The organism is Streptomyces sp. NPDC005866 (assembly GCF_040629895.1).
GTDB lineage: Bacteria > Actinomycetota > Actinomycetes > Streptomycetales > Streptomycetaceae > Streptomyces.
In genome coordinates, this window is record NZ_JBEXWP010000021.1 from 122,259 (window position 1) to 142,036 (window position 19,778).

The 19,778-nt window shown below is 70.6% G+C and carries 21 protein-coding genes; 13 read left to right on the top strand and 8 right to left on the bottom strand.

Annotation, left to right across the window (positions count from 1 at the left end; translation table 11 throughout):
- The first annotated feature begins 5 nt into the window (after positions 1-5).
- From ABZ396_RS28170 to ABZ396_RS28195, 6 genes are all read left to right on the top strand, one after another.
- Positions 6-686 (top strand): nitroreductase, encoded by a 681-nt coding sequence (locus ABZ396_RS28170; protein ID WP_358922035.1) that lies wholly within the window; start codon positions 6-8, stop codon positions 684-686.
- A complete protein-coding gene (locus ABZ396_RS28175) occupies positions 674-2,278 on the top strand; it encodes a type I 3-dehydroquinate dehydratase (protein ID WP_358922033.1) in 1,605 nt (534 codons plus the stop codon). Before ABZ396_RS28170 ends, ABZ396_RS28175 begins: the two co-directional genes overlap by 13 nt.
- Entirely contained in the window at positions 2,275-2,694 is a 420-nt protein-coding gene (locus tag ABZ396_RS28180; protein ID WP_358922032.1) for a hypothetical protein, read from the top strand. Before ABZ396_RS28175 ends, ABZ396_RS28180 begins: the two co-directional genes overlap by 4 nt.
- Positions 2,691-3,119 carry a hypothetical protein gene (locus ABZ396_RS28185; protein WP_358922030.1) on the top strand — a complete coding sequence of 143 codons (429 nt, stop codon included), beginning with the start codon at positions 2,691-2,693 and terminating at the stop codon, positions 3,117-3,119. The genes ABZ396_RS28180 and ABZ396_RS28185 overlap by 4 nt, the downstream gene beginning before the upstream one ends.
- Positions 3,116-4,342, top strand: a complete 1,227-nt coding sequence (locus ABZ396_RS28190; RefSeq protein ID WP_358922028.1) for an acyl-CoA dehydrogenase family protein — start codon at positions 3,116-3,118, stop codon at positions 4,340-4,342. The genes ABZ396_RS28185 and ABZ396_RS28190 overlap by 4 nt, the downstream gene beginning before the upstream one ends.
- A 231-nt stretch (positions 4,343-4,573) precedes the next feature.
- Complete coding sequence (locus ABZ396_RS28195; protein ID WP_358922026.1) at positions 4,574-5,695, top strand: PP2C family protein-serine/threonine phosphatase; 1,122 nt, start codon at positions 4,574-4,576, stop codon at positions 5,693-5,695.
- Positions 5,696-5,874: 179 nt separating this feature from the next.
- Here the strand turns inward: ABZ396_RS28195 and ABZ396_RS28200 are convergent, their stop codons facing one another.
- Together ABZ396_RS28200 and ABZ396_RS28205 are read right to left on the bottom strand one after the other, a co-directional pair.
- Positions 5,875-6,897 carry an FAD-dependent oxidoreductase gene (locus ABZ396_RS28200; RefSeq protein ID WP_358922024.1) on the bottom strand — a complete coding sequence of 341 codons (1,023 nt, stop codon included), beginning with the start codon at positions 6,895-6,897 and terminating at the stop codon, positions 5,875-5,877.
- Positions 6,898-7,191: 294 nt separating this feature from the next.
- Positions 7,192-7,782 carry a TetR/AcrR family transcriptional regulator gene (locus ABZ396_RS28205; RefSeq protein ID WP_358922023.1) on the bottom strand — a complete coding sequence of 197 codons (591 nt, stop codon included), beginning with the start codon at positions 7,780-7,782 and terminating at the stop codon, positions 7,192-7,194.
- Between the two features lie 88 nt (positions 7,783-7,870).
- Here ABZ396_RS28205 and ABZ396_RS28210 point away from each other — a divergent pair, with 88 nt between their 5' ends.
- Complete coding sequence (locus ABZ396_RS28210; protein WP_358922021.1) at positions 7,871-8,623, top strand: SDR family oxidoreductase; 753 nt, start codon at positions 7,871-7,873, stop codon at positions 8,621-8,623.
- 273 nt (positions 8,624-8,896) lie between these two features.
- Here the strand turns inward: ABZ396_RS28210 and ABZ396_RS28215 are convergent, their stop codons facing one another.
- Positions 8,897-9,730 carry a PIG-L family deacetylase gene (locus ABZ396_RS28215; protein WP_358922020.1) on the bottom strand — a complete coding sequence of 278 codons (834 nt, stop codon included), beginning with the start codon at positions 9,728-9,730 and terminating at the stop codon, positions 8,897-8,899.
- Positions 9,731-10,076: 346 nt separating this feature from the next.
- On the opposite strand from ABZ396_RS28215, the gene ABZ396_RS28220 reads away from it, so the two are divergent.
- Both ABZ396_RS28220 and ABZ396_RS28225 read left to right on the top strand, forming a co-directional pair.
- Positions 10,077-10,496, top strand: a complete 420-nt coding sequence (locus tag ABZ396_RS28220) for a DUF6153 family protein (RefSeq protein ID WP_359186250.1) — start codon at positions 10,077-10,079, stop codon at positions 10,494-10,496.
- An 82-nt stretch (positions 10,497-10,578) separates the two neighbouring features.
- Positions 10,579-11,208, top strand: coding sequence for a DUF305 domain-containing protein (locus tag ABZ396_RS28225; RefSeq protein WP_359186252.1), 630 nt, complete (start codon positions 10,579-10,581; stop codon positions 11,206-11,208).
- 60 nt (positions 11,209-11,268) lie between these two features.
- Here ABZ396_RS28225 and rocD read toward each other — a convergent pair whose 3' ends face one another.
- From rocD to ABZ396_RS28240, 3 genes are all read right to left on the bottom strand, one after another.
- Entirely contained in the window at positions 11,269-12,498 is a 1,230-nt protein-coding gene (gene rocD / locus ABZ396_RS28230; RefSeq protein WP_358926079.1) for an ornithine--oxo-acid transaminase, read from the bottom strand.
- A gap of 78 nt (positions 12,499-12,576) precedes the next feature.
- Positions 12,577-13,395 (bottom strand): dimethylargininase, encoded by an 819-nt coding sequence (gene ddaH / locus ABZ396_RS28235; protein WP_358926077.1) that lies wholly within the window; start codon positions 13,393-13,395, stop codon positions 12,577-12,579.
- A gap of 145 nt (positions 13,396-13,540) precedes the next feature.
- Complete coding sequence (locus ABZ396_RS28240) at positions 13,541-14,026, bottom strand: Lrp/AsnC family transcriptional regulator (RefSeq protein ID WP_358926075.1); 486 nt, start codon at positions 14,024-14,026, stop codon at positions 13,541-13,543.
- Between the two features lie 110 nt (positions 14,027-14,136).
- On the opposite strand from ABZ396_RS28240, the gene ABZ396_RS28245 reads away from it, so the two are divergent.
- Genes ABZ396_RS28245 through ABZ396_RS28260 form a run of 4 tightly spaced genes read left to right on the top strand, consistent with a single transcriptional unit; the run spans position 14,137 to position 18,159 of the window.
- Positions 14,137-14,886 (top strand): LytTR family DNA-binding domain-containing protein, encoded by a 750-nt coding sequence (locus ABZ396_RS28245; RefSeq protein WP_358926085.1) that lies wholly within the window; start codon positions 14,137-14,139, stop codon positions 14,884-14,886.
- Positions 14,887-14,888: 2 nt separating this feature from the next.
- A complete protein-coding gene (locus ABZ396_RS28250) occupies positions 14,889-15,248 on the top strand; it encodes a hypothetical protein (RefSeq protein ID WP_358926073.1) in 360 nt (119 codons plus the stop codon).
- Entirely contained in the window at positions 15,245-16,957 is a 1,713-nt protein-coding gene (locus tag ABZ396_RS28255; RefSeq protein ID WP_358926071.1) for a cation acetate symporter, read from the top strand. Before ABZ396_RS28250 ends, ABZ396_RS28255 begins: the two co-directional genes overlap by 4 nt.
- The gene (locus tag ABZ396_RS28260) at positions 16,954-18,159 is read left to right on the top strand and encodes a histidine kinase (protein ID WP_358926069.1); all 1,206 of its coding nucleotides are present in this window, start codon (positions 16,954-16,956) and stop codon (positions 18,157-18,159) included. The genes ABZ396_RS28255 and ABZ396_RS28260 overlap by 4 nt, the downstream gene beginning before the upstream one ends.
- A 4-nt stretch (positions 18,160-18,163) precedes the next feature.
- Here ABZ396_RS28260 and ABZ396_RS28265 read toward each other — a convergent pair whose 3' ends face one another.
- On the bottom strand, positions 18,164-18,334 hold the full coding sequence (locus tag ABZ396_RS28265; RefSeq protein ID WP_351352531.1) for a hypothetical protein: 171 nt from the start codon (positions 18,332-18,334) through the stop codon (positions 18,164-18,166).
- A 351-nt stretch (positions 18,335-18,685) separates the two neighbouring features.
- Positions 18,686-19,636: a cytochrome c oxidase assembly protein gene (locus tag ABZ396_RS28270; RefSeq protein ID WP_358926067.1), complete on the bottom strand. Its 951-nt coding sequence runs from the start codon at positions 19,634-19,636 to the stop codon at positions 18,686-18,688.
- Between the last annotated feature and the right edge of the window lie 142 nt (positions 19,637-19,778).

A 19,778-nucleotide genomic window follows, 5' to 3' on the forward strand; every position in this document is an offset into this window, starting at 1 on the left:
CACGGATGACATGCGGGCTTCGCGACGGCCTGTCCCTGATCACCTCCCGCCACTGCAAGAGAGCCTTTCTGGACCGGGTGGTACCCAGGGATGCCCTGGCGGAGATATTCCGCGCCGCCGGCCACGCGCCGTCCAGCCGCAACACCCAGATGTGGCAGCTGACAGTGGTCACCGGCAGCGCGCTGAAGGCGCTGGTGGACGCCCTGTGCGCGGCGTTCGACAGCGGTGACCCGCCCCGACCGGACTACACCAGCCGGCCGCCGTCGCTCGATGATGTCGTCGAGCGACGCGCCGACCAGGCCGTGACGGGAGTGCTGCTGGCCAAGGGCCACGCCCTCCCGGACCCCGCGGCCGCTCGGGCGCACTTCCGCGACAACCTGCGCTTCTACGGGGCGCCGACCGCCCTGGTCTGCCATCTGCCCGGTAACGCGGTGCCGGGCACCTTCCTGGAGATGGGCCTCTTCCTGCAGAACGTCATGCTCGGGCTGGTGGACAAGGGTCTCAGCAGTTGTCCGCAGTTCAGCGTCGCCGGTTATGCGGACGTGCTGCGCACGAAGGCGGGAATCGACGCCGACCGGCTCGTCGTCTGCACCATGGCGGTCGGCTACGCGGACGAGGCAGCCCCGGTCAATCGGTTCGTGCCCCAGCGGGCCCGTCTGGAGGAGTACGTCCAGTGGCGCGATTGACGAGCGGATACGGTGCCGCCGGGCGTCGGGCCCGGCTGGTCGCGGTGGTCTCCGAACCGGAAGACCTCACCCCAGGTCGTCTGCGCGGCCTCGCAGAGGTGGCGGACGAACTGGAGATCCGTGCCGACCTGGTCGGCGATCCCGATCCGGCCCAGCTGCGTCGGTACTTCAGGGGGCCGCTGACGTACAGCCTGCGCTCTCGGCGACATGGTGGCCGCTCGGCGGCCGGCCCGGTCGAACGGAGCACCCGGCTCCTGCGCGCGGCCGACCACTATGAACGGGTCGATCTTGAGGCGATGGACGACATGGAGCCCGAACTGCTGGCGGCCGTCCCCGCCCGGCAGCGGCGTGTCTCCTGGCACGCGTCCGGACATTCGGGCACGCCCGACCGTGGCGGCAGGGCCGGACTGCTGGAGGCATCAGGAGCACTCCGGGAGCGGTTCGCCGCGATGGCCGCCGTACCGGCGGCGCTGTACCTCCTCGTGCCGGAGCCGGGCGCACAGTACGGATCGAGCGCGCCGCTGCTGCTGACCGGGCTCGGTCGCAGGGACGTGACGGCGTTCGCGTCCGGTCCGGTCGGCACGTGGACCCGGGTGCTGGCGCCCTGGCTGGGGGCGCCCGTCGTCTTCGGCCGGGCCGGTGCGCCGGGGGCGGACGGAATGCCGAGCGTGGTTCGGCTCCTGACCGACTACGGCTTGCCCGCGCTGCCCCCGCTCAGCGGCCTGTTCGGCATTGCCGGGGGTGCCCCGGCCAGGTCGCTGTCGCCTCGGCTGCACAATGCGGCGTTGCGGGAACTGCGGCTACCCGCGCTCTATCTCCCCTTTCAGGTGGACCGGTTTGCCCGCTTCTGGCACTGGGGCTTCGACTTCGGCTCCCTGTGCGGGCTGCCCTTGCACGGGCTGACCGTGACCGCCCCCCACAAGGAGAGCGCGCTCCACTTGGCCGATGCCGCCGACCCGGAGGCGCTGGGGTGCGGCGCGGCCAACCTGCTGTGCCTCGACAACGGGTGCTGGCGCGCGGCCACCACCGACGCCGTCGCGGCCCTGCGCACCCTTGCCCTGTCCGGAGTCGACCCGAGCGGCCGCAGAGCCGCCGTCATCGGCTGCGGTGGCGCAGGGCGGGCCGTCGCGTGGGCCCTGGGCCGGGCCGGAGCCAGGGTGACCCTGGTCAACCGAGGGATCGCACACGGTCTGGAAGCCTCCGCACAGCTCGGGCTTCCCTACGTACCCCTGTCCCGGTTCTCGCCGGCGGGGTACGCCGTGCTCGCGCATGCCACGCCCCTGGTGGAACGGGAGCCGTTCCCGGTCGCCGCCGCCGACTGGGACGCGGCGGTGTTGGAGATGGCCTACCGCGATCCGCCGACCGCACTCACGCGCGCCACCCGTGCCCGCGGACTCATCGGCATCGATGGCTGGGAGGTCCTGTTCGTTGAAGTACGCGAGCAGTTCAGGCTGCTGACCGGCCATTCCATGCCGGAGACGCTGCGCCTGCGCTCCCTCTGTCTCGGCCCGGCCGCGCAGGCTGACGCCCACGACCTCACCCCGTCAGGGGCACCGGTTCCGACGCATCCCACGAGGCGGGAGGCACCATGACAACCCGTTCGACGTCCCCGTCCGGAGCGCCCGCACCCCGCCCGGCCGCCACGCCGGCGCCATCGGCGCTGCTCGGCGAGTGGGTCAACGCCGACCAGCGCGGTACGAAGGGCCCCCTTGTACTGAGCGCGACGTGGCACGACGAAGGCATGTTCGTGAGGGCTTTCGGCGCCGGGAGCCCGCAGCCGCGCGACTGGGGCGAAGCGCCGGCGGTCCTTTACACCCCGCCAGGTACACCGTCGGCCGCCTGGTCGTTCTCGGCGGTCTACGCGTTCGGCTCGGTGCGCACCGTCGTGAGCGCCTACCACAAGACGGGCGTTCTGATCGTCACCACGTCCACTGTGTTCAGTGACGACGGCGCAGGCGCCGACCACTGGGCCCGCTCGTTCTTCCACAGGGCGGAGGAGCGGTCATGACGGTACACGCGGTCGATCCGGCGCCGTTGGCAGGGGACTGGGTCAATTTCGACACCGCCGCCACCGGCATCGACGTGGTCGATGCCGCGGTCGATGGCAGCCGGCTCATGCTGCGGATCACCGAGCGGGGCGATCCCAACCCCTCACAGGAGGCGCCCGGACCGCCCGCGACCCCCGTCACCGGCGCCACCCTGCCCGCAGTCCCGCTGGCCGATGACATCGACGCCACCGAGGCCATCGCCTTCCTCGCCGAAGGACCGCTCGGCTCCCGGCAGGTCATTCTTGTCGGCTACCTCAACCGTGGCCTGCTGACCATCGACGTCCATACCGTCCACCCCAGTGATGCGCGGATGCCGAACGTGATGTACCGAGCACACTTCTACCGCTTGGAAGCAGCCACACCGGCTGGAAGGGCACCGGCATGACCGGCGACCTGCCCCGAACCGTGGGATCGGCCCGCAACCCGGCGATCGGAGACGACCAGGCCGTTCTCCGCACCGTGGCGAAGCTCGCCGCGGACAGATTCGCACCCCGCGCCGAGGAGTACGACCGCAAGGCCGTCTTCCCCGCCGAGGACTTCGACGATCTCTTCTCCAGCGGACTTCTGGGCGTCACCGTGCCCCGGGAGTACGGGGGCCTTGGTTACGGCCCTCAACAGGGCAACACCCTGCCCCTGTGGGAGATGACCACCACGCTGGCCAAGGCCGATCTGTCGCTGGCCCGCTGCTGGGAAGGGCACGCCAACTCACTTGTCCTTGTCGACGCCCTGGCCACCGCGGAGCAGAAACGACGCTGGTTCGCCGGCGTGGTGGAACACGGGGAGAAATGGGCCGCCTGGAGCGGCGAACCACAAGCCCCGAAGCCGGGCGAGAGCGTTCGGTTCGGCACCACGCTGGCTCCCGTCCAGGACGGCTGGACCCTGAACGGCAGCAAGGCGTTCGCCACCAGCGCCACCGGCGCACAGTGGGCGATCCTGCTCGTCGATCCGTACGGCGCCGGCGGAGCCCGCGGAACCCGAGACGTCCGCCGGAGACTCCTGCTGCTCGCCTGCGATCTGTCCGATCCGAGTGTGACCGTGGATTCTTCGTGGTGGGATCCCATCGGCATGCGGGCGACAGTCAGCCACGCGGTGCGCTTCCACGACACGTTCGTACCGCGCGAGCATGTCATCGGCGGTCCCGGCAGCTACTTCGACGGGCAATGGCAGAGTGCCTTCATCCCCCATTACGCAGCCAGCTTCCTCGGCGGCGCCCTCGCCGCATATGAGTACGGGCTTGCGTATCTGAAACGGCAGGGCAAGGGGGGAGATCCCTACGTACAGCAGCGGGTGGGCAGCATGGTGGTCAATGCCGAAACCGCCCGCCTCTGGCTGCGCCACGTCGCCGGTCTGTGGGACGAGGGCAGGCTCGGCGAGGCCCGAATCGCCGGAGACAGGGCCTGGCATGTGATTGCGCGGCTGACGCAGGAATTGGTGCATCACGCCATCCAGGTGTGCGGCGCCCGCAGCCTGATCCGCCCAAGCCCTGTGGAGCGGATCCTGCGCGACCTGACGCTGTACGAGCTGCATGACAACAGCGATCACGTTCTGGCGACCATAGGCCGGGTCGTCCTCGGCGAGCAGTACGACCCGTCCTTCCACCAACTCTGAGTTCCGACGCGTGGTGCGCCGGAATGGTGGGTTTCCATCCTGAAGCCGCAGGTGTGGGCCTGGTGTGAGCGGTGAGGGGGATGCTGTCCGCCGGAGCCGGGGTGCCCCTTCACCGTGTGTCCAGGACATGCCACCGATGTCATCGGCTCGAACGGATCAGTCAGGAGCATCACATCGAGAATGGCCCTCGGACTGTTCTCGTGGCCCGCCATGTCCGCTTATGTTCGATAGGTGAAACTTCTACGACCGAAACAGCCGTACAGAGGGGGGCCCACGCTCCGCGCCCTGGACTCGCTCGTACCGGCGGGGGGCGGGCTGCTGCTGCCCCTGCTGATGATCGCCGCGATCAGCGTGGCCGACTGGCTGATCGGCCCCACGACGTTTCTGGCCCCGATGCTGGTCATGGCCCCGGCACTGGCCAGTGTCTCCACGACCTGGCGGCGCACCCTGCTGGTCGGCGTGATCGGCCTGGCCGCACAGCTGGTGATATTCCACGTCGCCGCGGCACGGGTGACGCAGGGCCTCACGCTGCGGGTGGGCCAGGTCGCCGCGTTTGTCATCGTCACGTTCTTCTCCACGTACATCGCCTGGCGCGCCGAGCAAGGCCGGCGGACCTTCGCCGCCGTCCACTTCGTCGCCGAGGCGGCCCAGCAGGCGCTGCTGCGGCCCTCGGGACCGAGAGTGGGGGACCTGCGGCTGGCCGTGCGCTACACGTCCGCGGCCGACACGGCGCGGATCGGCGGTGACCTGTACGAGATACTGGACACCCCGCACGGCGTACGCGCCCTTGTCGGCGACGTCCGCGGCAAGGGGCTGGAGGCGGTGCAGACGGCGGCGGTGGCGCTGGGCTCCTTCCGGGAGGCGGCGTACGACGAGTGCAGCCTGACCCGGGTCGCGGAGCGGGTGGACACGAGCGTGAGCCGGCACCTGACGCCCGGCGACTTCACCACCGCATTGTTTCTGCAGTTCAACGAACCGGGAATGGTGGAGCTACTGCACCACGGGCACGTCCCTGCGCTGCGTGTCGCCCCGGACGGCACCGTGACCACGCTCGACCCGCCCGCCCACTGGCTGCCGCTCGGGCTGTCCGAGTACGCCACCAGCTCCCCCGCGCCGTGGCGAGAGCGGCTTGGCCCGGGCGACGTCCTCGTGCTGTACACCGACGGCGTCATCGAGGCACGTGGCGCCATGGACGGCTCGTTCTACTCTCTCGCCGACCGCGCGGGGCGGCTCGCACGCGCCTCCGCGGACGATCTGGAAGGCGCTGCCGAGCGCCTCTACGCGGACCTGCTGGAGCACACCGGCGGCACCCTCTCCGACGACGCCGTGCTGCTGCTGATCTCCCGGCCATGAAGGCGCCGCGGGCGGTGTAACGGCTTTGCGCGGGAGCTGCCACGGCGTGAGCGATCGGGGCCCGTACGCCGGCCGCGCATCGGGCCGGCTCGTCACCAGGCGGAAGCGTTCACGTTGACACAGCTGCTGCAAAGCCAGGGGCGGTGAGGCACACCCTGGAGCGATCGTCACCCGTGCGGTCAGCCCGCCGACGCCCCCATGACCGGTGTCGGCGGCCACTTGGAACTCACCGAGCACGGCCCTTGGGAGTGCGTTGGGCGGCGGCCGATCGGGGGCGCGGTCCCGCTCACGGATGTTTGCCAGGACTGACGGGCTGCGATCGCCGCACGCCACGGCAGCAGCGCCTTCGGCGGGACGTTCACCCCTACGACGCCGACGAGCCGTTCCCCGCCGCGGAATGCCGCGATGAAGCTGCGTGCGGCAAGGTCGCCGTGAACGATGGCGACCTCCTCGTGACCGCGCAGAAAGCCGTAGGCCTTGATCTTCATGTCGTACTGGTCGGACCAGAAGTACGGCACCGGAGCGAATGGACGGCGGGCCTCGGGATGGAGGAGGGCGCGGGCGACCGCCAGGGCTTGCTCAGCCGCATTGGTCCGGTGCCCGATCCGCATCATGGAATCGAACAGTGGATTGTGCCAGCGGGCCACGTCGCCGACGCCGTAGACGTCTGCTGCGGCCTGGCTGAACTCGTCGCAGATCAGTCCGTCGTCCAGGAGCAGTCCGCTGTCCTGCAGCCAGTCGGTGTTGGGAAGCGAGCCGATGCCGACCACGATGTCCTCCGCGGCCACCTTCGCGCCGTCGGTCAGGCGGACTCCGGAGACCGCGCCGGCATGGCTGAGTACGCTGTCGACGGCCACTCCGGTACGCAGATCCACTCCGTGGTCACGGTGTGCCCGGGTCAGCAGTCGACCGACCCTCTCGCCCAGCGCGTGCGCCAGTGGCACGGGCGCCGGCTCGATCAACGTCACCTCAACGCCCAGGCCACGGGCCGACGCTGTGGTTTCCGCGCCGATGAATCCGGCCCCGAGCACGACCAGGCGCCGCCCCTTTAGGAGACGACCCTTCAGCGTGAACGCGTCCTCGAGTGCGCGCAGATGGTGGATGCCGCCCGTCCCCTGGGTGCCGGGCAACCGGCGGGGCCGCACCCCGGTGGCGATGACCAGGGCGTCATACGTCAGCGCCGTCCCGTCGGCCAGGGTCATCGCATCTGTGCGGCTATTACTGGACGCTGAGCCGCGTGTGCACCGTCCTCGAGGTGGACCTCACCCGGATGTACGCCCAGGAGTCCGTGGAAGGATTTCCAGCCGGCGAAAGCAATTCCGCCTCCCCTGGGGCGCGATACGTGCTCGTCCGCCCGGACCAGTATGCCGCGGGCGGGCCCGTGTCCTTGAGGAGTGCGCCCGTACCGTTTGGACTGTCCTGGCCGCAGGCTCGGAGGCAGGAGCGGGGCTGCTCGCATCCCGCAGGCGGCTTTTTGTGCTGCGCTCCGTGCGGTTCTACGGCCGGGGCAGGAGATCCAGGGCCGTGTCGGCGATCGCGCGCAGCGACTCGGGGCTGTTTCCGCCTTTGCCGAGCGCCTCGATCCCCCGCAGTACGGCCAGGAGGAGTGCGGCGAGTCGGGTCGGGTCCGTGTCCTGCTTGATGTCGCCCGCGCGCTGCGCTCCCGCGACGCAGGAGGTGAGGAGTTCCTGGATGGCTGTGAACGTCTTGCGGGCCGTCGCCGCGACGGCCGGATCCAGCCCCGACAGCTCGGCGGTGCCCTTGGCGAGCAGACAGCCGCGCAGACAGGCGTCCGAGGCGGTGGCGTTCGCCACGGCGTGGATGTGTGCGCGCAGGCGTTCGTAGGCCGTGTCGTCGGGGCCGTCGAGTGCCCGGCGCACGGCCTCGATCAGCCCGGTGCAGTAGTCGTCGAAGGTGCGCAGGAAGAGTTGGTGCTTGTCGCCGAAGGCGCCGTAGAGGCTGCCCTTGCCGAGGCCGGTGGCCGCGGCGATGTCGTCCACCTTCGTCGCTGCGTAGCCGCTCGACCAGAACTGGTCCCTGGCGGTGCGCAGCACCTCGCTCTCATCGAACTTTCGCGGTCGTGCCATGGCCTCACGGTACCCGTTCTTGACTGACTCGTCCAGAACCGTGCTATGTTCTGGACGAGTCAGTCAAGAACTTGGAAGGACGACACTCATGAGCTCCATGGACGGAAAGACGGCCCTGGTCACCGGCGCCTCCAGCGGCATCGGCCGGGCGATCGCCCAGCGCTTCGCCGACGACGGTGCCCGCGTCTACATCACCGGCCGGCGCAAGGACGAACTCAACGCCGCGGCCGAGGAGATCGGCCCCCACACGGTCGCCGTGCCGGCCGACGTCTCGCAGGCTGCCGACCTCGACCGCCTCATCGACGCCATCCAGGGCGACGGACGGCAACTGGACGCCGTAGTGGCCAATGCCGGCCTGGGCGACGGGGGACTCCTCCAGGACGTCACGGAGGAGCAGTTCGACCACGTCTTCGGCGTGAACACCAAGGGCAGCCTGCTGACCGTGCAGAAGGCGCTGCCCCTGCTCGCCGAGCCGGCATCGGTGATCCTGCTGGCGTCCTCCACCATCCATCAGGGCAACGCCGGGATGGGTATCTACGCCGCGTCCAAGGCGGCCGTGCGGAGTCTGGGCCGGACGTGGGCCGCTGAGCTCGCCCCGCGGGGCGTGCGGGTCAACGTCATCACGCCCGGCCCCATCGCCACTCCCGCGATCGAGGGCCTGGCCGCGCGGCTCGGCCAGAGCACCGAGGACTTCCACAGGGCGATGGCCGCGCCCCTTCCACTGCGGCGCATGGGCCGCCCCGAGGAGGTCGCCGCGCTGGCCGCCTTCCTCGCCGGGCCGGACAGTTCGTTCATCACCGGCGCCGAGTACTTCGTCGACGGCGGACAGGTCCAGGTCTGACGGCATCGCACATCGGCACAGAAATCGAGGTCGAGGACCTGGAGTCCGCGATTCCCTTCCACCGGGAACCGGCCGGGGGCGCCGAGGTCCTGCTGTACGCCGGCCCGTTGGAGAGATGCCGGCCCGCCACCCCGACGGTGCCGAAGAGAGCCTGCCGGCCTGTTGGCGGGCTCCCGGAGCGGAACCCGCGTGGAGAAGCCTCCGGGTGACCGAGCGCGCTCGGTCACGCCGTGCGGCTGATGAGCTGTCCCAGGCCCCGGTCTGACAGGCGGATCAGCGCAGGCCGGCGAAGAGATCGTTCTCGGGAACGGCCGCGCCGGTGGCGTCCTGGACACGCACGAAGGTCTCCATGCCCATCAACTCGCCGAACCGCTCCTTGCCCATTCTGAGGAAGAAGATGTTCTCGCCCTGGCTGGCGTGCGCGGCCAGCGCGTCGAACTTCTGACCGCTGAACGCGAGGGTGTCCACCCAGGTGGTGATCTCATCGTCGGGGAGGCCGATCTCGGCCATTGCGGCGGCCTCGGCAGGATCCGGCTCCGGCATGGCCTCATTGAACTCGCGCACGATCTCCCCGAACCGCTGCATCATCGAGCGGGGCATTGTCGTCCAGTACACCTTCGGTGTCAGCGCGGTCATCTTCAGCGCCGCCATCGTGATGCGGTGGGCCTGGATGTGGTCGGGGTGGCCGTAGAAGCCGTTCTCGTCGTAGGTGACGACCACATCGGGTCGGTAGTGCCGCATGAGTTCCGCGAGTCGGGCGGCGCCTTCCTCCACGGGGGTCTGCCAGAAGGATCCGGGGGCGTCGTTGCTCGGCCAGCCCATCATTCCGGAGTCGGCGTAGTCCAGCATCTCCAGATCGCTGATCTTCAGGACGTCACAGCTCGCTTCGAGTTCTTGACGGCGCATCAGGGCGACGGCGGCCGGATCGTGCCCGGGATCGCCCGGCTTGACACCTCCCGGTCCATCACCGCAACCGCCGTCGGTACACGTCACCAGGACCGTGCGGAAGCCCTCCGCCGCGTACCGCGCGAGGACCCCTCCGGTTCCCGTGGCCTCGTCGTCGGGGTGGGCGTGCACTGCCATGAGCGTCAAGGGCCGGTCAGTCATGAAACAGTCCTCCTGGAGAAATCGGTCTCAGTCCAAGTGCGCGGCGGGCGTACCGCGATCCCGAGGGCCTGGCTCCTGTCGGGGCGACGACCTTGTGGTCTCCGTGTTCCCCGCCCGTGCGGCGCCGGTCCCTCGGTCGATGCAACAGTGCCGACCGGACCGGCTGTTCCCGGCAGGGACCGGCTTCTGCTCGCCCTGTCCGAATCCGGTTGCCGCTTCGTGGCCGACTGCGCATCCTGCTGGGAAGCGCTCCTCCAACATCCCGAACTTCGGTGACTTTGCCGAACGGATTGGCGGGGACGTGTCCGTTCCGGTCCGCTCTCAGGCCGTGCATAGGATGAGCGCGATGCGCCCCACCGAACAGGTCACCCCGCTCCCGCCGCACCGGCGGTGGCGAGCCCTGCTCGTGCTGGGGCTGTTGGCCGGGCTGCTGGGCATGCACGCGCTGGCACCCGGTGGTGCGATGGGCCACGGCGGTGCGATGGGTCACGGCGGGCATGAGCGGGTCTCGCACATGACCGTGACGGTCACCGCGTACGACGGCTGTTCCGGCGAGGACGGCCACTGCGGCGGCAACCACGCGCACCACGCCGACGCGGCCTGCGCCTCGGGTGCGGTGAGCGGCGGACCGGCGCTGCCGGCGCTCGTCCCGGACCCGGTACCCGTCCCCGTGGCCGCCCGCCCGGCCGGCGCCCGCCCGGCCACGGCACCGGACGGCGCCCGTGCGCCCCCCGATCTGGCCGAACTCCAGCTCCTGCGGATCTAGAGGCACCCGAGCCGGCCGTGCGCGTACCGCGCCGCGGTCGTGCTCCCGCGCGCCCATTCACACCCACCGCAGGAGATCCAGCATGACCCCCACTCGCACCCGTGCCGTCCTCGTCGCGCTGACCGCGACCGCCGCCCTCGCCCTCACCGCGTGCGGCAGCGGCGACGGCACCGCTCACAGCGGCGCCCACGCCACCCCGAACAGCGGCGCACCCGCCGGCGCGTCCGCGCCGGCCACCACCGCCGGCGCGCACAACGCGCAGGACGTGACCTTCGCGCAGAGCATGATCCCCCACCACCAGCAGGCCCTGGAGATGGCGGCGCTCGCCGCCGACCGTGCCTCCTCGGCCCGGGTCCAGGACCTCGCCGCCCGGATCGAGAAGGCCCAGGACCCGGAGATCAAGACCATGTCCGGCTGGCTCAAGGCCTGGGGCGAGGACGTGCCCATGGCGGGTATGGACCACAGCGGCCACACCGACATGGCCGGGATGATGGACGACAAGGACATGACCGCGCTGAAGAAGGCCGAGGGGAAGGACTTCGACACGATGTTCCTGACCATGATGGTCCAACACCACCAGGGCGCCGTGGACATGGCCACCACCGAACGGTCCAAGGGCGAGTACGCCCCGGCCACCAGCATGGCCGGCGACATCGTCACCGCCCAGAACGCCGAGGTCAAGGAGATGAACAAGCTCCTTGGCAAGGGCTGAATCGGCAGGGGCTGATCAGGGGCGGGGCGGCCGCGCCCACCGGCGCGGCCGCCCCCTCGCTCAGACCGCCAGAACCTTCTCCAGCGCCCCCAGTGCCGAACGCAGTTCCTCCGCCGTGACGGTCAGCGGCGGGGCCAGCCGGATCGTCGAGCCGTGCGTGTCCTTGACCAGGACGCCCTCGCGCATCAGGCGTTCGCTGATCTCGCGCCCGGTGCCGATCGCCGGGTCCACGTCGACGCCCGCCCACAGGCCGCGCGAGCGGAAGCCGACCACGCCCTTGCCGACCAGCTCCGCCAGGCCGTCCCGCAGAACCACGCCCAACTCGGCCGCCCGGCGCTGGAATTCGCCGCCCTCCAGCAACTCGACCACGGCTGTGCCGACCGCGGCGGCGAGCGGGTTGCCGCCGAACGTCGAGCCGTGCTCGCCCGGCCGCAGCACACCCAGCACCTCGCGCCGGGCCACCACCGCCGACACCGGCACGATCCCGCCGCCCAGCGCCTTGCCGAGCAGCAGCACGTCCGGGACGACGTCCTCGTGGTCGGCGGCGAGGGTACGGCCCGTGCGGCCGAGGCCGGACTGGATCTCGTCGGCCACGAAGAGGCAGCCCGTCCGCCGGGTCAGTTCACGGACCCCGGTCAGATAGCCGTCGTCGGGGATCACGACCCCGGCCTCACCCTGGATCGGCTCGATCAGCACGGCCGCAGTCGTCTCGTCGACCGCCGCCTCCAGCGCGGCCAGGTCGTTGTAGGGCACGATCCGGAAGCCCGGCGTGAAGGGACCGAAGCCCGCGCGGGCGGTCTCGTCCGTGGAGAAGCTGACGATCGTGGTCGTACGGCCGTGGAAGTTGTCCGCCGCGACGACGATCGTCGCCCGGTCGGCCGGGACGCCCTTCACGTCGTAGGCCCATTTGCGGGCCACCTTGATGCCGCTCTCCACCGCCTCCGCGCCGGTGTTCATCGGCAGCACCATGTCCAGGCCGGTCAGCTCGGCCAGGCGTTCGGCGAACTCGGCGAGCCGGTCGTTGTGGAAGGCGCGGGAGGTGAGGGTCAGCTGGTCCAGCTGGCGGTGCGCGGCCTCGATCAGGGCCGGGTGGCGGTGGCCGAAGTTGAGGGCCGAGTAGCCGGCCAGCATGTCGAGGTAGCGGCGGCCCTCGACGTCCTCCACCCAGGTGCCCTCCGCGCGGGCGACGACCACGGGCAGTGGATGGTAGTTGTGCGCGAGGACCGGCTCCTCCGCCTTGATCAGCTCGTCGGACGAACGAGCCGTACGGGTGCGTGCGGGTGCGGTCATCAGGGGTCTCCTGGATCCTCGGCGGAATACGGCGGAATACGGCGGGATACGGCGAACGTCGGTGGTCGTCGGCCGGTGTCAGCGGATTTCCTGGGTGCAGCACTTGATGCCGCCGCCGGCCTTGTGGAACTCCGACAGATCGACGGGGACCGGTTCGTAGCCCTGGTCGGCGAGCCGGGCGGCGAGCGCCTCGGCCTGCGGCGCGATGAAGACATGGCGGCCGTCGGAGACGGAGTTCAGCCCCCACGCCATGGCGTCGTCGCGGGTGGCGAGCACCGCGTCCGGGTACAGCCGGCGCAGCACCTCGCGGCTGCCGGCGGAGAACGCCTCGGGGTAGTAGACGATATTTCCCTCGTGCCCGCCGTCGAGGACGAACAGCGCGGTGTCCAGGTGGTAGAAGTACGGGTCCACCAGGGTCAGGCTGATCACCGGGTGGCCGAAGAACTCCTGTGCCTCCCGGTGTGCCTCCCGGGTGGTGCGGAAGCCGGTGCCGGCGAGCAGATACCGGCCCGTCCAGACCATGTCGCCCTCGCCCTCGACCACCGAGCCGGGGCGGTGCACGTCGTAGCCGGCGGTCTTGAACCACAGGTCGTAGTGGGTGGACTCCGGGCGCCGCTCGGGCGCGTGGAACAGGGAGCCGAAGACGCGGCCGCCGACGACGACCGCCGAGTTCGCGGCGAAGACCATGTCGGGCAGTCCGGGGGCCGGCTCCAGACGGTCGACGCTGTGGCCATGGGCACGGTAGGCGTCGATGAGCGCGGTCCACTGCTCATGAGCCAGGTCGACGTCGACCCTGGTGTCGGGGTTCATCCAGGGATTGATCGCGTACTGCACGGCGAAGTGTCTGGGTTCGCAGACCAGGAAGCGCCGGACGCGCGGCACACGGCTTTCGGGCACAGAGGTGTTCCTCCGCTTTCCTGCGGTGTCGACTGAGGGTTGACACCAAGGTAGAAAGCGTGGGATACGCGCGACAAGAAACGAATGTTGCGTGTCTGCGCAGGAATGCTGCGTCTCTGACCGTACCAACGCAGTGTCGGTGCGTTTACTCAGGAGCCGCGTGGGTCGCGCCCGCCTCCGGGCTCTCCGGGAGCAGATGCGACAGCACCATCACGCTGATCGTCTTCCGGATGAAGGGCTCCACGCGGATCCGCTCCAGCACCTCCTCGAAGTGGCCCACGTCCCGCGCGCGGACGTGCAGCAGGGCGTCCGCGCCACCGGTCACCGTCATGGCGGCGGTGATCTCCGGATGGTTGCGGACCACCTCCGCGAGCCGCCTGGGAGGTGCCGCGCCCTCGCAGTACACCTCGACATACGCCTCGGTGCGCCAGCCGAGGGCCGACGGCTTCACGGTGGCCGTGAACCCGGTGATCACTCCGGTCTCGCGCAGCCGGTCGACGCGCCGCTTCACGGCCGTCGCGGAGAGCCCGACGGCCGCACCGATCTCGGCGAAACTGGTCCGCGCGTTCGCCATCAGAGCGGTGGTGATCTTCCGGTCGAGATCGTCGAAGGAGGCGGTGCCGCTGTTCATGTCCGCACTGTATCCACGGGGAAAGACCCTTCAGGGACACCACTTCGTCCGGCGCGAACGTCCACGTCCGGTACATGTCCAGTGCCCCGTCCGCCGCCTACACTCCGTTCATGCTGCGCGCCCTCGCCGTCGACGACGAACGCCCCTCGCTGGAGGAGCTCCTCTATCTGCTGAACGCCGATCCGCGCATCGGCAGCGTCGAGGGCGCCGGGGACGCCACCGAGGCACTGCGCCGCATCACCCGCGCCCTGGAGTCCGGACCCCACGGCGCCGAGGCCATCGACGTCGTCTTCCTGGACGTCCAGATGCCCGGCCTGGACGGCCTGGAGATGGCCCGGCTGCTCACCGGCTTCGCCCGGCCCCCGCTGGTCGTGTTCGTCACCGCCCACGAGGACTTCGCCGTCAGGGCCTTCGATCTCAAGGCGGTCGACTACGTGCTGAAACCGGTACGGAAGGAACGCCTGGCGGAGGCGGTACGACGGGTCGCCGAACTGCGCGGCACCTCAACGCGGATACCCGTGCACGAACCCGACCCGGACCACATACCGGTCGAACTCGGCGGTGTCACACGGTTCGTGGCCGTGGACGACATCACCCATGTCGAGGCCCAGGGCGACTACGCCCGCCTCCACACCCAGCGCGGCAGCCATCTCGTACGCATCCCGCTCTCCACCCTGGAGGACCGCTGGCGCTCCCGCGGCTTCGTCCGCATCCACCGGCGCCACCTGGTCGCCCTGCGGCACATCGGCGAACTCCGCCTGGACGCGGGCACGGTGAGCGTCCTGGCCGGCGGCGAGGAACTCCAGGTCAGCCGGCGCCACGCGCGCGAGCTGCGGGACCTGCTGATGAGGAGGGTCTGACGATGCCCACGGACCCCGCCGAACGCCGCGTCACCGTCACCGGCCCGCCACGCCGTAGCCGCCGTACCTCCGGCTACTACCGGCCGCGCACCGAGATCGACGAGCAGACCACCCTCGGCCACACCTATGTGCGCTCCCTCATGCGCTCCCAACTGCGCGTCGCCCTGGCCGTGTTCGCGGTCCTCGTGCTCCTCGTCGGCCCGCTCCCGCTGGTGTTCGCGGCCGCTCCGCAGGCCCGCCGTCTGGAGTGGCTGGTGCTCGGCTTCTGCCTGTACGCCCCGCTGATCCTGCTGGCCCGCTGGTACGTGCGCCGTGCCGAACGCAACGAGGAGGACTTCGTCCGCCTCGTCGAGGACCGATGAACTCCGGCTACGCCGTCCCGGCCGTCGCCCTCGTCGTCGTCGCGACCGTCCTCGTCGGCGCCTTCGGCCTGCGCATCTCCCGTACCACGTCCGACTTCTACGTCGCCTCACGCACCGTCGGACCGCGTCTCAACGCGGCGGCGATCAGCGGCGAGTACCTGTCCGCCGCCTCCTTCCTGGGCATCGCGGGACTGATCCTGGTGCAGGGCCCGGACATGCTCTGGTACCCGGTCGGCTACACCGCCGGCTATCTGGTCCTCCTGCTCTTCGTCGCCGCCCCGCTGCGCCGCTCCGGCGCCTACACCCTGCCCGACTTCGCCGAGGCCCGCCTCGCCTCGCAGACGGTACGACGGCTCGCCGGGGCGTTCGTCGTCGGCGTGGGCTGGCTGTATCTGCTGCCCCAGCTCCAGGGCGCCGGACTGACGCTGGCGGTGCTCACCGGGGCCCCGGACGCGCTGGGCGGGCTGATCGTGGCCGTCGTGGTCGTGGCCACGGTCGCCGCCGGAGGCATGCGCAGCATCACCTTCGTCCAGGCCTTCCAGTACTGGCTGAAACTCACCGCCCTGCTCGTGCCCGCCCTCTTCCTCGTCCTCGCCTGGCAGGGGGCCGGAGCCCCCACTCACGCCTTCGACGAACCGGCCACCTTCCGTGACCAGCGCACCGTCAGCGTCCAGCACACCCTCGCCCTCAGGCTCGACCGCCCCCTCACGGTCACCGTGACCGGCACGGTCGACGGCCGCCCGCACCAGGACACCAGGGTCACCCTCCCCGAGGGCACCCACCGCATCGCCGCCGGCACCCGTCTGACCTTCGCCGAGGGCACCCGTGTACCCGCCACCGACCGGGGCACCAACGGCGGTATGTCCACCTCGCTCGCCGACAGTCGCGAGGAACGCCCGCTGTACGCCACGTACGGGCTGATCCTCGCCACCTTCCTCGGCACCATGGGCCTGCCGCACGTCGTCGTCCGCTTCTACACCAGCCCGCACGGCGTCGCCGCCCGCCGCACCACCGTCGCCGTCCTCGCCCTGATCAGCGTCTTCTACCTGCTGCCGCCCGTCTACGGCGCACTGGGCCGTCTCTACACCCCCGAACTCACCCTCACCGGCGACGCGGACGCGGCCGTCCTGCTGCTGCCCGACCGGGTCATCGGCGGCCTCGGCGGCGAACTCCTCGGCGCACTGGTCGCGGGCGGCGCCTTCGCCGCGTTCCTCTCCACCGCCTCCGGACTGACCATGGCGGTCGCCGGAGTCCTCACCCAGGACGTCCTCCCCTCGCGCGGTGTACGGCACTTCAGACTCGGCACCTTGCTGGCCATGGCCGTACCGCTAGCAGCCAGCGTGCTCGTCGGCGGGCTGCCGGTCGCGGACGCCGTAGGGCTCGCCTTCGCCGTGTCCGCCTCCTCCTTCTGCCCGCTGCTGGTCCTCGGCATCTGGTGGCGGCGGCTGACCCCGCCCGGCGCGGCCGCCGGCATGCTGGTGGGAGGCGGCTCGGCGTTCTGCGCGGTGGCCGCGACGATGGCCGACTTCCCGGGCACCGGATCCGTCCACACCCTGCTCGCCTGGCCCGCCCTCTGGTCGGTGCCGCTGGGCTTCCTCACCATGATCCTGGTGTCCCTGGCGACGCCGAGCCGGGTCCCGCCGGGAACGGCCGCGATCCTGGCCCGCTTCCACCTCCCCGAGGAACTGCGCGCGGAGGTGAAGGCGTGACCGGCTTCCTCGCCGGCCTCCTGGTGGCCGTACTCCCGCTGCTGGCGGCCGGCTTCTGGGTCGGCCGCCGCACCGCACGCCCGGAGAGTCTCGGCGGTCTGGGCACCCCCGTCGAGCACGCCACCTTCGAGACCCTGCACACCGCGTCCCTCGCCGCACCCCCGCTGCGCGCGGGCCTGACCGAGGAGACCGCCCGCCGCTCGGCCCGCCGGCTGCGCACCCTGCTCGGCACCGACGCCCTCTGCCTCACCGACCACGAGAACCTCCTGGTCTGGGACGGCGTCGGCGACCATCACCGCACCGAGATCATGGAACGCCTTGCCGGACCCCTGGAGTCCGGCCGCGGCGAGGCCTTCCGGCTGCACTGCGAACTCCCCGACTGCCCGGTCCGCTGGGCGGTGGTCGCCCCGCTCACCGTCGACGACCGCGTCCACGGCACGCTCGTCGCCTGCGCCCCGCGCGAGTCCGCGGTGCTGGTCCGGGCGGCCGGCGAGGTCGCCCGCTGGGTCAGCGTCCAATTGGAGCTGGCCGATCTGGACCGCTCACGGACCCGGCTGATCGAGGCCGAGATCCGCGCCCTGCGCGCCCAGATCTCCCCGCACTTCATCTTCAACTCGCTCGCGGTGATCGCCTCGTTCGTGCGCACCGACCCCGAGCGGGCCCGTGAACTGCTCCTGGAATTCGCCGACTTCACCCGCTACTCGTTCCGCAGGCACGGCGACTTCACCACCCTCGCCGACGAACTCCACGCCATCGACCACTACCTGGCACTGGTCCGGGCCCGCTTCGGCGACCGGCTCACGGTCACCCTCCAGATCGCCCCCGAGGTGCTCCCGGTCACCCTCCCCTTCCTCTGCCTCCAGCCCCTGGTCGAGAACGCCGTCAAGCACGGCCTGGAGGGCAAGACCGGGACCTGCCGCATCCAGATCACCGCGCAGGACGAGGGCGCCGAGGCCCTGGTCGTCATCGAGGACGACGGCGCCGGCATGGACCCCGGGCTGCTGCGCCGTATCCTCGCCGGCGAGATCAGCCCCTCCGGCGGCATCGGCCTGTCCAACGTCGACGACCGGCTCCGCCAGGTCTACGGCGACGGTCACGGCCTCGTCATCGAGACCGCCCCGGGAGCGGGCATGAAGATCACCGCCCGGCTGCCCAAGTACCAGGCCGGGGTCCACCAGGCCGCGCGCCTCACGCCCGAGTGAGTCCTCAGCTGCTCTGGGTGACCACCATCGCGAGGGTCAGCAGCCCCAGCACCACCCACCCGAACCAGAGCCAGCCGTTGCTGCCGAGCGCCACCGTGTAGGCCGTCACCACTACGAGTCCGCCTACGGTGAGGACCCCCATCGCCTTCGTGGAACCGTTCGTAGAACCGGGCATCGCGACACCCTCCTCATGGTCCGTTCCCTCCATGGTGCCCCCGTTCGGCCTCCGGAAGCGCGTCCGCACCGAGGGCACCCGCAGAGAGTCGCGCTCGTGCATGGTGGCGGCATCCGCGGACGCGGTGCCCTCAGCGCGGTGGCGCAAGCGTCCCGCGCAGCTCCTCGGTCCGCGCCTCGCACCCGGCCGGCTCCCGCTCGCGCACCGGCGGCGGACGCCACGGGCACGAAGGCAAGCACCTCACCGTCCGGCGCCCATGTCCGCGCAGGTCGGACCGAGGGTGAGCCTGGGGGCACCCGTGGAGCGCCGCCCGGCGTCCGGCCGGCGAGGAGGCGGTCACCGGCGGGCCTTTCAGCCCCTGCGTGCGTTCAGTGAGGTCAAATAGGCGTTGTACGCCTCAAGTTCCTTGTCGCCGTCCCGGTCGGCGGCGCGGTCCTGGCGCCGGGCCTGGCGCTGCTCGGAGCTGTGCCACTGGAAGAGCAGGGCGATCAGGACCAGCACGGACGGAATCTCGCTGAACGCCCAGGCGATACCGCCGGCCGCGTTCTGGTCGGAGAGCGCGTCGATGCCGAGCGAGGCGGACGGGTTCTTGAACGTTTCGACCATCGGCTCCGACGCCATCATCAGCGCGATGCCGAAGAACGCGTGGAACGGCATGCCCGCGAACAGTTCCAGCATGCGCATCAGATGCCCTGGCCGGCGCGGTCCCGGGTCGACGCCGATGATCGGCCAGAAGAAGACGACACCGACGGCGAGGAAGTGCACCATCATCGCGATGTGCCCGGCTCTCGACCCCATCAGGAAGTCGAACAGCGGGCTGAAGTAGAGCGCGTAGAGGCTTGCGATGAACAGCGGGATCGTGAAGGCGGGATGGGTGACGATCCGCATGTACCGGCTGTGCAGCAGGGCCAGCAACAGCTCACGCGGCCCCTTCCGCCCCTTCCCGGCGACGGGCAGCGCGCGCAGCGCCAGGGTCACCGGAGCGCCCAGCAGAATCAGAATGGGCGACAGCATGCTGATGATCATGTGCTGCACCATGTGCACGCTGAACATGACCATCCCGTAGTCGTTCAGCCGGGTGCACATCACGAGCATGATGGTGAGCACACCGACGACGTACGAGACGGTACGTCCCGCGGACCACGCGTCCCCGCGCCGCCGCAGCCGTACGACCCCCCACCCGTACAGCGCGAGCCCCGCGACACAGGCCACGAGAAAGAACGGATCCGCCGACCACTCCAGCCCCCGCCCCAGCGTGAACGGCGGCAAGTCCATGATCATGCCGTGCCCGCTGTGATCCATCCGGCGGCTCCTGATTCGTGTGGGGTTGTACGTTTCTGCCGACCCCACATTAGAACCGTCACCGACCGAGCTTGTGGGCGGGGGCCACGATCCCTGCCCGAAGGGGCGCGGGGAACCGCGCGAGCAACCACACACAACCCGC